Source organism: Ruegeria sp. AG1, assembly GCF_056541705.1.
On record NZ_JBQFYU010000005.1, the window covers coordinates 153,480 to 168,765 of the forward strand.

Below are 15,286 nucleotides of genomic sequence, written 5' to 3' on the forward strand. Positions count from 1 at the left end.
CGACATGCAATTGCCTATGGAGGCTCTCATCTATGTCGCCATCTTCGTGGGTGTCCTTGCCCTGGTGGAAGGCATCTATCTTGTGGCGTTCGGCAAATCCATCAGCCTGAACAGCCGAGTCAACCGACGCCTAGACATGCTCGACAAGGGCGCGGGCCGCGAGCAGGTTCTGGAACAGCTGCGCAAGGAAATGCAGCAGCATATGAAAACGCAGAGCATCCCTCTGTATTCGTTGCTTGCTGACAAGGCCCAAAAGGCTGCCATCGCGTTTACGCCAAGACAACTGATCATGATAATGGGTCTTGTTTCGGCCGCGGCTTTTGTAGCTCTCAGCATTGGTACGGCAACCGACACTGTCTTGCGTACGGCGATTTCAATTGCCATCGGCGTCGGTGCTGTTTTCATGTGGGTCAGCAGAAAAGCCAATAAACGCATGAGCATGATCGAAGAGCAGCTTCCCGATGCGGTCGAGCTGATGGTCCGCTCGCTGCGGGTCGGTAACCCTTTCGTATCTTCGGTTCAGATCGCGGCGAACGAGGTTCAGGATCCCCTTGGGACCGAACTGGGCATCATCGCCGATGAATGCGCCTATGGTCGAGATGTGGGGGAGGCGCTCAAAGACATGGCCGAGCGCTTGGACATGCAGGATTTGCGCTTTCTCGCTGTCGCAGTCGGCATTCAGCAGCAGTCAGGTGGTAACCTAGCTGAAATTTTGGCCGGCCTGGCACAAGTGATCCGCGCCCGTTTCCGCTTGTTCCGCCGGGTCAAGGCAATCACGGCCGAGGCGCAATGGTCCGGAAAGTTCCTGTCGGGGTTCCCAGTAGCGTGCCTCGTCTTCATTCTGGTCAAAGACCCCGGCTATTATGACGAAGTACTGGACCACCCGTGGTTCATTCCGCTGTGTTTCTTTGTCGGCATCATGCTGACACTGAACCTGATCGTCATGAAGATCATTACCAACATCAAGGTCTGAGGTCAGTTCAATGGAATTCCTTTCCTCCATCAACAATGTCCTAACGCAATACCTTGGTGAGTTCGGCCCCCTGATCGTGGTCGGCGTGCTTGGTTTCGTGTTGATTGCCGTGGCCGTTCTGCTGATGTTGAACCAGCCCGAAGATCCGCTAAAGAAGCTGCAACGTAGCACAACGGCTCCGAAGAAAGAGAAGAAACCTAAAAAAGACCAACTGCGAAACGGCGGTCGGAATGAACAGCTCGAGAAGTTCGCCACCTTTCTTGAGCCCAAAAGTGAAGAGGAACTTTCCGCCGTTCAACTGACGATGCGGCAGGCTGGCTACCAGTCGAAAGATGCCGTTCGTTTCTATCACTTTGCTCAGTTCGCGCTTGGCATATTGGGCATTTTGTTCGGAGTGTTGTGGGTAACGGCGTTCTCGGGCGGTCAGGAATTTACCGGAACACAATTGTTGATCCGCGTTCTGATCCCCGGCGCGATTGGCTACTACATCCCCAAATATTGGATCACACGCCGCGTGGAAGAGAGAAAACAGGCCATAACAGCGGCCTTTCCGGACACGTTGGACTTGATGCTGGTCTGCGTCGAAGCTGGCCAATCCCTAGATCAGGCGATCGTTCGAGTGGCGTCGGAAATGAAAAGCTCCTACCCCGAGATTTCTCAGGAATTCGAGGTCGTGGCCTACGAGATGAAGGCCGGTAAAGACAAAGATACAGTCCTGCGTGATTTCGGAACCCGCTGCGGCGTCCAGGATGTCCGGGCCTTTGTAACCGTGATGATCCAATCCGCCACATTCGGCACCTCCATCGCCGAAGCTCTGCGGGTCTATGCCGGTGAAATGCGTGACAAACGTGTGATGCGCGCGGAAGAAGCCGCAAACAAGTTGCCTACCAAGATGACTTTGGTCACAATGGGGCTGACGGTGCCACCGCTGCTTGTCATTCTGGTCGGACCGTCTGCAGGTGTGATTGCTGACTTCGGAGGATGATTTAACTTCGATGCTTCCAGGAAAAGGCTGCGCCTTGCTTAGGCTTCGCCGGAGTTTTCAGGCCATCATGGTTTTCGCCATGGTGGCCTCTTGCACGGAAGGGAGCCTGTCGGATGACCTCGATGCGCCGGGCATAGACCCGACGGGACAGGCCGAAGACAACATCACCGTAGGAAACCGCCTCATGGCTGCCGGAGAATATGAGCTGGCCCTCGACAGCTTTACCCGCGCCGCGTTGGAGCAAGGGATGACGCCGCAGGTTCTGACCTCATTGGGGACGGCAAACCTGGGGCTCAGTCGGTTGGGGCAAGCGGAAACTTTGTTACGCCGCGCAGTCGAGGATGACACGGACTGGCCGATCGCATGGAATAATCTCGGTGTTCTGCTGATGGAAACCGGACAATACCCCGAAGCCGAGCAGGTGTTTCGCCGGGCCTTTGCGTTGGACAATGGCGAAAGTGACGCAATCCGCGACAATCTTCGCTTAGCTATCGCAAAAATGGAAAATCCTGTTAATAATACTGACCAAGAACAAGAATATACGCTGGAGCAGCTAGGCGACGGGCAATTTTCGCTACGCAAAATCCAGTAATCGAGGCAAGAGCAGTAAAAGGACGCAAAAATGCGCCAACAATTCTTGATTCCGTCACTCGTGGTCACTGGGTTGATCCTGTCCGCCTGTGCAAAAGAAACCGAAGAGGAAAAGGTCGAACGTACATTTCAGGAGGTAAACGTCATTGACGAAACCAACCTAAATGACGTTCTTCTGACCGCAGCCGACCCCAACGAGGCGGTCACCTATTTCCATAACGCCGCCGCCAAGAACCCCGATCGGATCGACCTGCAGCGCGGGCTTGCGATCTCGCTGGGTCGCGCCAAACGCTCGACCGAGGCGGCTGCCGCGTGGAAACGCGTGACGACCATGAACGGCGCCAATGCGGTCGACCGGGTCGAATACGCGGATGCGCTGGTGCGCAATGGGGATTGGAACACGGCCCACACCGTTTTGAACTCGGTCCCGCCGACGCATGAGTCGTTCAAGCGCTACCGGCTTGAAGCCGTCGTCGCGGATTCCCGCAAGGAATGGAAACGCGCCGATCACTTCTATGAAACGGCCGTGGGCCTGACCACGCGCCCCGGTGGAGTGATGAACAACTGGGGCTATTCCAAGCTGACCCGCGGACAATATGCCGAGGCCGAACGCCTGTTCACCGAAGCCGTCCGCCAGGACAAGAGCCTGTTTACAGCGAAGAACAATCTGGTTCTGGCCCGGTCGGCGCAGGGAAATTACAGCCTACCGGTGGTGCCCATGACACAGGTTGAACGCGCCCGGCTGTTGAACACGATGGCAATTTCCGCGGTGAAACAAGGGGATACGGCGACGGGCAAGAACCTCCTCCGCGAGGCGATTGCGACACATCCCCAGCATTTCGATGAAGCCGTCCGCTCGCTTCGCGCGCTCGAGGAAAGCTGACACATGGCGATACCGGCCTATGCGGCAGCATGGTTTCTGCCCTTTGTGCTGCCGATCTGCTTTTACGTCGCGTTCACGGATATGCGTGAAATGAAGATCAAGAACCACGCCGTCACGGCGCTGGTTCTGGTCTATATCGTCGTTGGACTATTTGTGCTGCCTCCGTGGTCGACGGGGCTGATTGGGGGGCAGATCGGCCCTCTTGATATCGCATTGCCGATCTATGTCTGGCAATTCCTGCATATCTTCGTGGTTCTGCTTGCCGGTATCATCCTGAACGCCGCCGGAGCGATGGGCGCGGGCGATGCCAAGTTTCTGGCCGCTGCCGCTCCGTTCATCTGGTTCGCAGATGTGGTTCTGCTCATGGCTATTCTGATGGCCTGTACTTTGGGGGCCGTAGCCACCCACCGTTTGGCCAAGTACACGAGGCTGCGCACGATTGCCCCACATTGGGAAAGCTGGGACAAGGGCAAAAAGTTCCCGATGGGGCTGGCCCTGTCCGGTTCGCTTGCCATGTATCTGATTCTTGGGACTGTTCTCGGATCGTAAACTATCATCTGCGCGCCTTGTCGCTGCCTTGGTCCCGCCACAAAGCTGCGCCAGATTTCACACAACTGGCCCGCTTTGGGGCTTTTGGTGTGACATCAGAACAGACGAGTCCCGCTTATGAATATGCAGACCTCCGCAGTTATGGCGCCCCCTGCCCCGAAGGGTCTGGGTGAAATGCAGCTCCCGCTTGTGATGATGCGGGACATCTTGCTGAAGACGATCTTTCGCAAGAATGCCAGCACCGTGACTGAAGTGGCCGAGGCTATCTGCCTTCCCGGTTCTGTCACGCAGGAACTGATCGACATCGCGCGTGACCAAAAATTGCTTGAGGCCACAGGCACCCTGAATGCCAATAGCGGCAATGAGATGGGATATCAGCTGACCGACGCAGGCAAGGCCCGTGCGTTGGACGCGCTCAGCCAGTCGGAATATTTCGGTGCAATGCCCGTGCCCCTGGATGTGTATCGCGAGCAGGTCAAACGCCAATCGATCCGCAATATTCAGGTCACAAGGGACCAGCTGACCAATGCGATGGGACATCTGGTGCTGCCTGACAGCCTGCTGGATCACCTCGGTCCCGCGGTCAGCGCGGGCCGGTCGATCCTGATGTATGGCCCTCCGGGGAATGGTAAGTCCTCGATCTCGAACGGTATTCGGGACGCGTTGGGTGATAATGTCTATGTCCCCTACGCGATCGAATATGCCGGTCAGGTGATCACCGTTTATGACCCGATCGTACATACCGCGATCGAGCAGGAGCCTGACGACCCCAACAGCCTGCGCCGCCGCAAGAGGTTCGATTCGCGCTATGTTCAATGCGAACGCCCAACTGTTGTGACCGGTGGTGAACTGTCGCTCAGCATGTTGGACTTGGTCTACAACCCTACCGCGAGGACCTATCAGGCCCCGCTGCAGCTGAAATCGACCGGTGGCATCTTCATCGTGGACGACCTTGGACGACAGGCCGAACCCCCTCAGGCCCTCGTCAACCGCTGGATTGTTCCGCTGGAAGAGAACAAGGATATCCTCGGTCTGCAATCGGGTGAAAAGTTCGAAGTCCCCTTCGACACGCTGGTCATCTTCTCAACCAACTTCCACCCGAATGAGATCTTCGACCAAGCGGCCCTGCGCCGGATCTTCTTCAAGATCAAGATTGATGGCCCGAACCAAGAAAACTTCCTGAAGATCTTCGCCATGGTCGCCCGCAAACGTGGCATGCCTCTGGATGAGGCCGCGCTGGTACATCTTTTGAAGGTGAAATACCCGACCATCGACAACATCTATGCGAACTACCAGCCGATCTTCCTGATCGACCAGATGATCTCGATCTGTGAGTTCGAGGGCATCCCCTATCAGATGAGCCCCGATTTGATCGATCGTGCCTGGGCCAATATGTTCGTCAAAGACGAGAAAATCGTCAAATAACGCCGTGCCATTTCCGGGATGACAGAGGTAGTCTGCGCACATGACGCAGATTCCCGCCCGGATCGGCACTTGGTTCAGCACCAAGGGCTGGACCATCCACCCTCATCAGCAGGACATGTTCGACCGGGCGCAAGACCCGGCCACTTTGCTGATTGCGCCCACGGGCGGCGGCAAAACGATGGCGGGGTTCCTGCCCTCATTGGCGGAACTGGCGGACGGTAAGCATAGCGGGCTGCACACGATCTACGTCTCGCCCCTCAAGGCCCTGGCAGCGGACATCAAACGGAACCTGCGCACGCCTGTGGACGAGATCGGATTGCCCATCCGCATTGAGGACCGCACCGGCGATACCTCGGCCACGCAGAAAAAACGCCAACGCGCCGACCCGCCGCATATCCTGCTGACTACGCCCGAGAGTCTTGCTCTGCTGACCTCATATGAGGACGCTCCGCGCATGTTTGATGGGGTGCAGCGTGTGATCGTCGATGAAATCCACGCTTTGGCCGAAAGCAAACGCGGGGATCAACTGATGCTGGCGCTGGCGCGGCTCCAGACTTTGTGCCCGAACACGCGCCGTGTGGGCTTGTCGGCCACGGTCGAGGACCCTCAGGCCATTGCCCGCTTTCTGGCCCGTCACCCCGACCCGTGTCAGATCATTCAAGCCGATCCTGGCCCCGATCCCAACATCGCGATGCTGGAAACTGCCGAGATGCCGCCATGGTCGGGCGGAGGCGCGGCCTATGCGATCCCAGCGGTGCTGGACCAAATCCGCCAACACAAGACGACACTGATCTTCCACAACACCCGCGCGCAGGCTGAGATTTTCTTTCACAATCTGTGGCTTGCCAACGAGGACAGTCTGCCCATCGGAATCCATCACGGCAGTCTGGATCGCCAGCAACGCGAGAAGGTCGAGGCCGCCATGGTCCGAGGTAACCTGCGCGCCATCGTCTGCACCGGCTCTCTCGATTTAGGCATCGACTGGGGCGATGTTGATCTGGTGATCCAGATCGGCGCGCCCAAGAACGTCAAGCGGCTGGTGCAGCGTATCGGACGGGCAAATCACCGCTATAACGCGCCGTCCAAAGCCCTGCTGGTACCTGCCAACAGGTTTGAGGTGGTCGAATGCGTGGCCGCCCTTGAGGCCGCAAAAGCCCATGACCTGGACGGAGAGCCGCGCGGCGCAGGCCCCCGAGACGTGCTATGCCAACATATCCTGATCGCGGCATCTGCGGGACCGTTCAATGCGGATGCACTGTTTACCGAGATGACCTCGGCCGGGCCGTTTGCACAATTGACGCGACCCGAGTTTGACGATTGTCTCGAATTCTGCGCGACCGGCGGCTATGCCCTGCGGGCCTATGATCGATGGCAAAGGTTACAGCAACGCGCCGACGGTTTGTGGCAGCTAAGGGACCCCCGCACCGCGGCCCGGATTCGGATGAACCTCGGCACCATTCAGGACAGCGACACCCTGAAAGTCCGCCTGAAACGCAGCAGGGGTGGTAAACCACTGGGCGAGGTTGAGGAGGGTTTTGCAGCCACTTTGACCCCCGGCGATACCTTCCTGATCGGCGGTCAGATCGTGCGTTACGAGGGCTTGCGCGAGCTTGTGGTCGAAGTCAGCCGCCGTGCCGACAAGAAGCCCAAAATCGCCACTTTTGCGGGGACCAAGTTCGCCACCTCAACGCAGCTGAGCGACCGTATCCTGCGCATGTTCGCGCAGACCGACTGGCCTCAGCTGCCGCAACACACAGCCGACTGGTTGAAGCTTCAGAGGCATGTTTCTCGCCTGCCCCAACGCAACCGCCTGCTGGTCGAGAGCTTTCCCAGCGACGGGCGCGAGCATATTTGTGTCTATGGCTTCGCTGGACGCAACGCGCAGCAAACCTTGGGCCTGCTCCTCACCAAAAGGATGGAGGAGACTAGCCTTGCCCCTCTTGGCTTTGTTGCAACCGACTACGCGACCCTGATCTGGGGATTGGACGCAGTAACCGATCCAACACCTCTGTTTCGGATCGATGCGCTGCGCGACGGGTTGGACACATGGCTGGCTGGGAATGCCGTCATGAAGCGCACCTTTCGCGCCTCGGCCACCATCGCGGGCCTGATCGAGCGCAACACAGGCGGGCAACGCAAAAGCGGGCGGCAAGCCACGTTTTCGTCAGATATCCTCTACGATACGCTGCTGAAATACGACCCCGACCACCTTTTGATGCAGATCACCCGTGAAGAAACCATGCGCGGCCTCGTCGATTTTGGCCGGATCGAGGCAATGATGGAACGGATTGACGACCGGATTGATCTGGTTCGGCTGGACCGCGTGTCACCTCTCGCCGCACCTTTGTTCCTAGAAGTTGGAAAAGTCCCGGTAAAAGGGGCCGGCGAAGAACGTTTGTTGGCGGAGGAAAGTGCGCGATTGCTGCAGGCGGCCGGGCTGGATACGCTCTGATCCACCTTGCGCGGGCGCGCAAAACGCGCGAAGAACGTTCCATGAACAAGGTTGAGTTTTCCTTTGCTGGGCAGAACCTGAGCGCCCTACCCTCGGGCGCGTTGTGGTGGCCAGAGCGGCAATTGCTATGTGTATCCGACCTCCATCTTGGCAAGTCCGAACGCATGGCCCGGCGCGGTGGCGCGATCCTGCCGCCCTATGACAGTCAGGACACGTTGGACAGGTTGGCCAACGACTTGGAGCGTACGGGCGCCGCGACCGTGATCTGCTTGGGGGACAGCTTTGATGATCTGGATGCCTCCCTGTCGCTGCCCGGCCCCGAGAGGCTGCGTATTGCAACCCTGCAAGCCGGGCGTCGCTGGATCTGGATCGAGGGCAATCACGACCCCGGCCCGGTAGAGCTCGGTGGCGCGCATTTGGCCGAGTGGACCTGCGACGCGCTCACCTTTCGCCATATCGCGCAGTCCGGGGCAAAAGGTGAGATTTCGGGTCACTATCACCCAAAGGCCACGCTGCGCGCGCGTGGCCGCAGCATCACACGCCCGGCTTTTCTGTTCGATACGCATCGCCTGATCCTGCCGGCCTTTGGCACCTATACCGGCGGGTTGCGCAGCTCGGATCAGGTTCTGACCGATTTGATGGAGCCAAAGGCGCTGGCAATCCTGACGGGCGCTCAACCGCAGATGATCCCGATGCCTCGTTAAGACGGAAGGACGTCGTGCAGCACCTCAGATCAGGCCATCCTCTTCCAGCATCGGCCGGTACTTACGGCTGACCGGAACAAGATCGCTATTGACAAGACGCAGGAAGATCTTCCCCTCGGACCGTTCAACACCCGCCACAGCCTCATCGCACACCCAATGCGACCGGTGCGAGCAATGGCCCGCAACAGGCTCCATCTCTTCTATGGCATCGGTAAAGCGTGAGCGGATCGTAAAAGTCCCCTCGGATGTAACGACGTCTACATTGTGGTCGCGCACGGTCAGGCGGTAGAACTCACCCTGAAAACTCTTGGGCAAACGGCGCGCAAGCCGTGGCATCGGCTTTAGCTCAGGTTCGGCTTCGACCTTGCCATCGTGCCATTCGGCCCGACGCACCAGCAACAGGCCTGTGGCAAACAATATGCCGTAACTGGCAACAGTAGCCATCTCAGGCGCCATATGACCACCCCAGGTGAACAGCAACCACGCCAAAAGCCAGAGGGTCGGAGTGAACATCGCAAGAATCACAACCGCATAGGCCAGATCGCGCGCGGGCAGCTGCTCCAATATCTGATGTCGTTCAATCACATTCCGCGCGGCCCAAATGGCGGCCAAAGCCAACACCATAACGCCGACCCAGAACAGCAAACGCAGGGAAAAAGGCAAATCCGCAGCCAAAAAAGGGGGAAATACGTAGGCCAGCAAAGGCAAGAAAACAACGCCTGCGACCACCCGCTGTGGGGTGCAATGAGAACGCAATAGCGCGAGGTTTAACTTCATACTTACAGAACAGCGGCCCAAGACCCAGTCAGGACATCTTGGACGGTCACGATGTTTACTCGGCAACTGACTGGGAAATAACGGATATCATGAATTGAGGTCCTGTAAAACACAATTCATGCATAGGTTAAGGCGCAGGCCGCTGATCCGGCCCGCGTCTCGTCAGGGTCGGACTGCACAGCGCGGTCCGACGAAGTCGTGGATCAGGCTGTAAGGCCTTCGGGCTCTGGCAGGCCGTTGGCGCGGCAGCACGCGGTCAGAGTGTTGGCCAGCAGGCAGGCGATGGTCATCGGACCCACGCCACCCGGAACCGGAGTGATCGCGCCCGCACGCTCAGCGGCGCTGGCGTAGTCGACATCACCGACCAGCTTGTTTTTGCCGTCGCGCTCAATGCGGTTGATGCCCACGTCGATCACGGTCGCGCCTTCTTTGATCCAATCGCCCGGAACCATCTCGGGGCGGCCTACGGCGGCGACAACGATGTCGGCGCGGCGCACGACGTCCGGCAGGTCCTTGGTGCGAGAATGCGCGATGGTTACGGTGCAGCTGTCACCCAGAAGCAGTTGCGCCATCGGCTTGCCCACGATGTTCGAGCGGCCAATTACAACCGCATCCATACCCGACAGCGAGCCGTGATAGTCGCGAAGCATCATCAGACAGCCCAGAGGGGTGCAGGGAACCATCGACTTCTGACCGGTACCCAGCAGGCCCACATTCGAGATGTGGAAGCCATCGACGTCTTTGGCCGGATCAATCGAGTTGATCACCAGGTCTTCGTTAAGGTGCTTGGGCAGAGGCAGCTGCACCAGAATACCATGAACCGCAGGATCGTTGTTAAGCTTGTCGATCAGCGCCAGCAGGTCCTCTTCCGAGGTGCCGGCGTCCAGCTTGTGCTCATACGAGTTCATGCCGACCTCAACGGTCTGCTTACCCTTTGAGCGCACATAGACCTGGCTTGCAGGGTCTTCGCCCACCAGAACGACTGCCAGACCGGGCGTGATGCCGTTTTCTTCTTTCAGCTTTGCAACCTGATCGGCCACTTGCGCGCGCACTTTCGCCGCAAAGGCTTTGCCGTCGATAACCTGGGCTACCATCCTGTGATCCCTTCTTTCCAAAAACGGATCGGGCGCTTGGCGCCCGGGTGTTTAGTCAGGGCCAATCACGCGCTCTTCGCGGGCAATCGACCAGTCAATCAAAATGCGCCAGAGCTTTTCGGCCAGATCCGGGTCCATCCCCAACTGATCCGAGCTTGCACGCACACGTTGCACCACCTCTTCGACACGGTCCGGGATTCGGGCCGGAAGGCCTTCGCCTGGCTTCAACTGCGAGGCGCGATCGATATAATCCGCGCGCGTCACCAACATCTCGATCAGTTGGCGGTCCAGCTTGTCGATCTGAACGCGCAAGTCCTGCATCGTCTCACAGTCTTGCGGCGGTGTCAGAGTGGGCATCGTGATCTCCTCATGGCCCGGGGTGTAATCCCCGGACCACGAGATGGTTCAAAAATCGGCTTAGAACAAGCCCTCAATCTGACCTTCTTCGTTGAGACGGATTGTCTCAGCGGCAGGTTTGCGCGGCAGACCCGGCATGGTCATAATCTCACCGCAGACAACTACGATGAAGCCAGCACCTGCGGACAGGCGAACTTCACGTACCGGAACCGAGTGCCCAGTAGGTGCGCCACGCAGGGTCGGGTCGGTCGAGAAGGAGTACTGGGTTTTCGCCATGCAGACCGGCAGGTTGCCATATCCGGCGGCTTCCCATTCCTTCAGCTGGTTGCGGATCTTGTTGTCGGCCAGAACCTCGTCCGCGCGGTAGATGCGCTTGGCGATGGTTTCGACTTTCTCAAACAGAGGCATATCGTCGGGGTAGATCGGCGCGAAGTTCGCTGTGCCACCTTCAACGATTTCAACTACTTTCTCGGCCAGAGGCGCCGAACCTTCCGAGCCCAGTTCCCAGTGACGCGACAGAACCGCCTCAACACCATGATCGGCGCAGTAGCTCTTGACCGCTTCAACTTCGGCGTCGGTATCGGTGACGAAGTGGTTGATCGCGACAACAACCGGCACACCAAAGGACTTTACGTTCTCGATGTGGCGGCCGAGGTTGGCGCAGCCAGACTGAACCGCGTCGACGTTTTCGGCACCCAGGTCGGCCTTGGCAACGCCGCCGTTCATCTTCATCGCGCGCACGGTGGCGACCAAAACAACGGCCGACGGTGCGATACCGGCTTTGCGGCACTTGATGTTCATGAACTTCTCGGCACCCAGGTCGGCGCCAAAGCCCGCTTCGGTCACGACGTAGTCAGCAACTTTCAGAGCGGTTTTGGTCGCGATGACCGAGTTACAGCCGTGTGCGATATTCGCGAACGGGCCGCCGTGGACGAAGGCCGGGTTGTTTTCCAGCGTCTGCACCAGGTTCGGCTGCATTGCGTCCTTCAGCAGAACGGTCATTGCGCCTTCTGCCTTGATGTCGCGGCAGTAAACCGGGGTCTTGTCACGGCGGTAAGCAACGATGATGTCGCCTAGACGCTTTTCTAGGTCTTTCAGGTCGTTTGCCAGGCAGAGGATCGCCATGACTTCGGATGCAACGGTGATGTCAAAGCCCGCTTCACGCGGGAAACCGTTCGACACGCCACCCAGCGAGGCAGTGATCTGACGCAGAGCGCGGTCGTTCATGTCGACTACACGACGCCATGCTACGCGACGGACGTCGATTTCAGCTTCGTTGCCCCAGTAGATGTGGTTGTCGATCATCGCCGACAGCAGCGAGTGCGCCGAAGTGATCGCGTGGAAGTCACCTGTGAAGTGCAGGTTCATCTCTTCCATCGGAACAACCTGAGCATAACCGCCACCTGCAGCGCCGCCCTTCATGCCGAAGTTCGGGCCAAGCGACGCTTCACGGATACAGATCATCGCGTTTTTGCCGATGCGGTTCAGGCCATCGCCTAGACCCACGGTGGTGGTGGTCTTGCCTTCACCCGCAGGGGTCGGGTTGATCGCGGTGACCAGGATCAGCTTGCCATCTTCGCGGTCCTGGACCGAGTTGATGAAGTCCTGGCTGACCTTCGCTTTGTCGTGGCCGTAAGGCAGCAGATCGGCGGATTCGATACCGATCTTTGCGCCGATTTCCTGAATCGGCTTCTTGTTCGCTTCGCGCGCGATTTCGATGTCAGATTTGTAGCTCATTGGGCAGGGTCCCTGATTGAATGCCGTGCAAAACCGACGCGGCGCGTCGGTGCTGACAAACCCATACAGTTGCATACCCAAGCAGTGGCTAAGGATTCCGACATATTCGTGCCGCGAAACGGCGTCGCCCGATTTCAAGTGTTTCCAATCGGAAACGAATGAGTGCTATGGCTGCCAGAGCGGCTGATCGGGAACAAACAGCTTCAAACGATCGCCGATATGCAGAGCTCCGGGCCGTTCGACCCATCCCGTGATCCCCCGCCGCCCCTGCGCGGACGGTTTGAAGGCGGCACCGTAGCCGCTGTGATCCGCCTCGATCTCACGTCCGGGTAGGACACAAGGTGCGTTTTCCATATCGACCGTGATCGTCAAATCCGCCTCGGACCGAAGGCGGGAAGACGGCGGGATATGAGAAAAATCAGGGATGCCCTTCAGCACGATCGAGGCCCCCAGATAGGACGGATCAAGATGGTCCATCTCCATCGCGGCGGCAATCTCGGACAGCTCCTCGGCGGACAGAATCGACACCTGACGGACATTCCGAATCTCGGTTCCTTTCGGGTAGACATTGCTGACACGCACGCAGGAAGCCCGGTTGAGGCCCTCGTGCCGTTCACCCTGCACCCCGTCAAAGCCAAACTCCAACGCCTCAACGGGCTGAGCGCGCAGTGACTGACCGACCGGGACGCGCCCCAACCAGACGACCTCGGCAGAGTATTCGGTTTCACGCAGGAACGGCATGGGGTTTTCCTTCTTCATCCATTTGCCCGCATAATGACCAGCAGTCGGCGGATGAAAAGAAAAAACCCGAGGTCTGCACCTCGGGTTTTTCGTTTTTATGCGGTTGGTTCCGGCTCCATCCCACCTTCGGGTGGAGATTTCTTGGGCTTGGTCTTTGGAATGGCCGTGACGCTGGGTGCGCTGCCCTGATCCGGGCTGTCGCCCTCGTCATCGCCTTCGGTCGGCGCATCGCCATTCATGACCCGCTTGATCTCGTCACCGGTGAGGGTCTCGTATTCCAACAGGCCCTGCGCCAGACGCTCCCATTCCTCACTCTTGTCGGTCAGAATCTGGTGGGCGCGCTCATAGCCCTGCTGGATCAGACGCTTCACCTCTTCCTCGATCAGCTCTTTGGTATGGGCAGAGACCGAGAACCCAGCGGTGTTGCCCGAGTAGCCTTCATGGGCTTCGGCATAGTCAATGTTGCCAACCTTATCAGACATACCCCAGCGCATTACCATCGCGCGCGCCAACTGGCTGGCCTGCATGATGTCGCCCGCCGGACCATTAGAAACATGGTCTTCGCCATATTTGATGACTTCGGCCGCCTTGCCCGCCATGGTCATGGCCAGCTTCTGCTCACACTCATCACGGTGATAGTTCAAACGATCCATTTCGGGCAGTGAGACAACCATACCCAACGCGCCACCACGCGGGATAATCGTCGCCTTGTAGACCGGATCGCACATCGGCAGTTCCAGACCAACAACAGCATGGCCAGCCTCGTGATACGCGGTCTTTTCCTTTTGATCCTGGGTCAGCACCATCGAGCGGCGCTCAGCCCCCATCATCACCTTGTCCTTGGCGTTCTCAAAATCCTCCATGGTGACAAAGCGGCGGCCGACGCGTGCAGCCATCAGCGCGGCCTCGTTTACGAGGTTCGCCAGATCCGCACCCGAAAAGCCCGGAGTACCGCGCGCGATGATGCGCAGATCAACATCAGGGCCCAGAGGCGTCTTGCGCGCATGCACGCCCAAGATCTTCTCGCGGCCTTTGATGTCGGGGTTCCCAACAGTCACGTTCCGGTCGAAACGTCCGGGACGCAGCAGAGCGGGGTCCAGAACGTCTTTACGGTTGGTCGCGGCCAGGATGATCACACCTTCGTTGGCCTCAAAACCGTCCATCTCGACCAGCAACTGGTTGAGGGTCTGTTCACGCTCATCGTTACCACCGCCATAGCCGGCACCACGATGGCGACCAACAGCGTCGATTTCGTCGATAAACACGATACAAGGCGCGTTCTTCTTGGCCTGTTCGAACATGTCACGGACACGGCTCGCACCGACACCCACAAACATTTCAACGAAGTCAGAACCCGAGATGGTGAAGAACGGCACACCCGCCTCACCTGCAATCGCGCGGGCCAGCAGCGTTTTACCAGTTCCCGGAGGGCCGACCAGCAGTGCGCCCTTGGGGATCTTGCCACCCAGACGGCTGAACTTCTGCGGGTTGCGCAGGAACTCAACGATCTCTTCCAGCTCTTCCTTGGCTTCGTCGATGCCAGCAACGTCATCAAAGGTCACACGGCCGTGCTTTTCGGTCAGCATCTTGGCCTTGGACTTGCCAAAGCCCATCGCGCCGCCTTTGCCGCCACCCTGCATCCGGTTCATGAAATAGACCCAAACGCCGATCAGCAGCAGGAAGGGCAGCAGAGTGATCAGGAAAGATTGGAAGCCTGATTGCTGCTGCTTGACCGCTTCGACCGGGATCTGTTCATCGATCAGCAGTTTCGTCACCTCGGCGTCACCGGGTTTGATCGTGGTGTAATTCGCGCCGCTTTGTGTGGTGTAGCGAATTTGCTCACCATCCAGCGTGACGTTCTTGACCTCACCGCTTTGAACGGCGCTGACAAAGTCGGAATAGGTGCGTTCATTGCCCTGAAGTGTCCCGCCCGGTCCGCTGAACAGGTTGAACAGTGCAAGGATCAGCAGGAACAGAACGACCCAGAAGGCGATATTACGAGCGTTGCCCAAGGAAAT

At 58.4% G+C, this 15,286-nt stretch carries 14 protein-coding genes; 8 read left to right on the forward strand and 6 right to left on the reverse strand.

Annotated elements, in window-relative coordinates; genetic code table 11:
• Positions 1-4: 4 nt before the first annotated feature.
• The 8 genes from ACR0B5_RS09075 (at position 5) to pdeM (ending at position 8,562) form a co-directional block, all read left to right on the forward strand.
• Entirely contained in the window at positions 5-973 is a 969-nt protein-coding gene (locus ACR0B5_RS09075) for a type II secretion system F family protein (protein ID WP_170377839.1), read from the forward strand.
• A 10-nt stretch (positions 974-983) separates the two neighbouring features.
• The gene (locus ACR0B5_RS09080; RefSeq protein ID WP_480540058.1) at positions 984-1,958 is read left to right on the forward strand and encodes a type II secretion system F family protein; all 975 of its coding nucleotides are present in this window, start codon (positions 984-986) and stop codon (positions 1,956-1,958) included.
• A 67-nt stretch (positions 1,959-2,025) separates the two neighbouring features.
• The gene (locus tag ACR0B5_RS09085) at positions 2,026-2,550 is read left to right on the forward strand and encodes a tetratricopeptide repeat protein (RefSeq protein ID WP_480540060.1); all 525 of its coding nucleotides are present in this window, start codon (positions 2,026-2,028) and stop codon (positions 2,548-2,550) included.
• Positions 2,551-2,580: 30 nt separating this feature from the next.
• Positions 2,581-3,432, forward strand: a complete 852-nt coding sequence (locus ACR0B5_RS09090; protein WP_480540062.1) for a tetratricopeptide repeat protein — start codon at positions 2,581-2,583, stop codon at positions 3,430-3,432.
• A gap of 3 nt (positions 3,433-3,435) precedes the next feature.
• A complete protein-coding gene (locus tag ACR0B5_RS09095; RefSeq protein WP_480540064.1) occupies positions 3,436-3,981 on the forward strand; it encodes a prepilin peptidase in 546 nt (181 codons plus the stop codon).
• A gap of 117 nt (positions 3,982-4,098) precedes the next feature.
• A complete protein-coding gene (locus ACR0B5_RS09100; RefSeq protein ID WP_170377831.1) occupies positions 4,099-5,406 on the forward strand; it encodes an ATPase in 1,308 nt (435 codons plus the stop codon).
• Between the two features lie 40 nt (positions 5,407-5,446).
• Positions 5,447-7,858 carry a ligase-associated DNA damage response DEXH box helicase gene (locus ACR0B5_RS09105; RefSeq protein ID WP_480540066.1) on the forward strand — a complete coding sequence of 804 codons (2,412 nt, stop codon included), beginning with the start codon at positions 5,447-5,449 and terminating at the stop codon, positions 7,856-7,858.
• A 41-nt stretch (positions 7,859-7,899) separates the two neighbouring features.
• Entirely contained in the window at positions 7,900-8,562 is a 663-nt protein-coding gene (pdeM, locus tag ACR0B5_RS09110; RefSeq protein ID WP_480540068.1) for a ligase-associated DNA damage response endonuclease PdeM, read from the forward strand.
• 24 nt (positions 8,563-8,586) lie between these two features.
• Here the strand turns inward: pdeM and ACR0B5_RS09115 are convergent, their stop codons facing one another.
• The 6 genes from ACR0B5_RS09115 to ftsH form a co-directional block, all read right to left on the reverse strand.
• Positions 8,587-9,225: a LytTR family DNA-binding domain-containing protein gene (locus ACR0B5_RS09115; RefSeq protein ID WP_480540069.1), complete on the reverse strand. Its 639-nt coding sequence runs from the start codon at positions 9,223-9,225 to the stop codon at positions 8,587-8,589.
• 317 nt (positions 9,226-9,542) lie between these two features.
• On the reverse strand, positions 9,543-10,433 hold the full coding sequence (folD, locus tag ACR0B5_RS09120; RefSeq protein WP_480540071.1) for a bifunctional methylenetetrahydrofolate dehydrogenase/methenyltetrahydrofolate cyclohydrolase FolD: 891 nt from the start codon (positions 10,431-10,433) through the stop codon (positions 9,543-9,545).
• 51 nt (positions 10,434-10,484) lie between these two features.
• Entirely contained in the window at positions 10,485-10,790 is a 306-nt protein-coding gene (locus ACR0B5_RS09125; RefSeq protein WP_480540073.1) for a chorismate mutase, read from the reverse strand.
• Positions 10,791-10,850: 60 nt separating this feature from the next.
• On the reverse strand, positions 10,851-12,527 hold the full coding sequence (locus ACR0B5_RS09130) for a formate--tetrahydrofolate ligase (protein ID WP_170471992.1): 1,677 nt from the start codon (positions 12,525-12,527) through the stop codon (positions 10,851-10,853).
• 165 nt (positions 12,528-12,692) lie between these two features.
• Positions 12,693-13,268, reverse strand: a complete 576-nt coding sequence (locus ACR0B5_RS09135) for an MOSC domain-containing protein (RefSeq protein ID WP_480540221.1) — start codon at positions 13,266-13,268, stop codon at positions 12,693-12,695.
• Positions 13,269-13,363: 95 nt separating this feature from the next.
• Positions 13,364-15,280: an ATP-dependent zinc metalloprotease FtsH gene (gene ftsH / locus ACR0B5_RS09140; RefSeq protein WP_170639309.1), complete on the reverse strand. Its 1,917-nt coding sequence runs from the start codon at positions 15,278-15,280 to the stop codon at positions 13,364-13,366.
• Positions 15,281-15,286 lie beyond the last annotated feature (6 nt).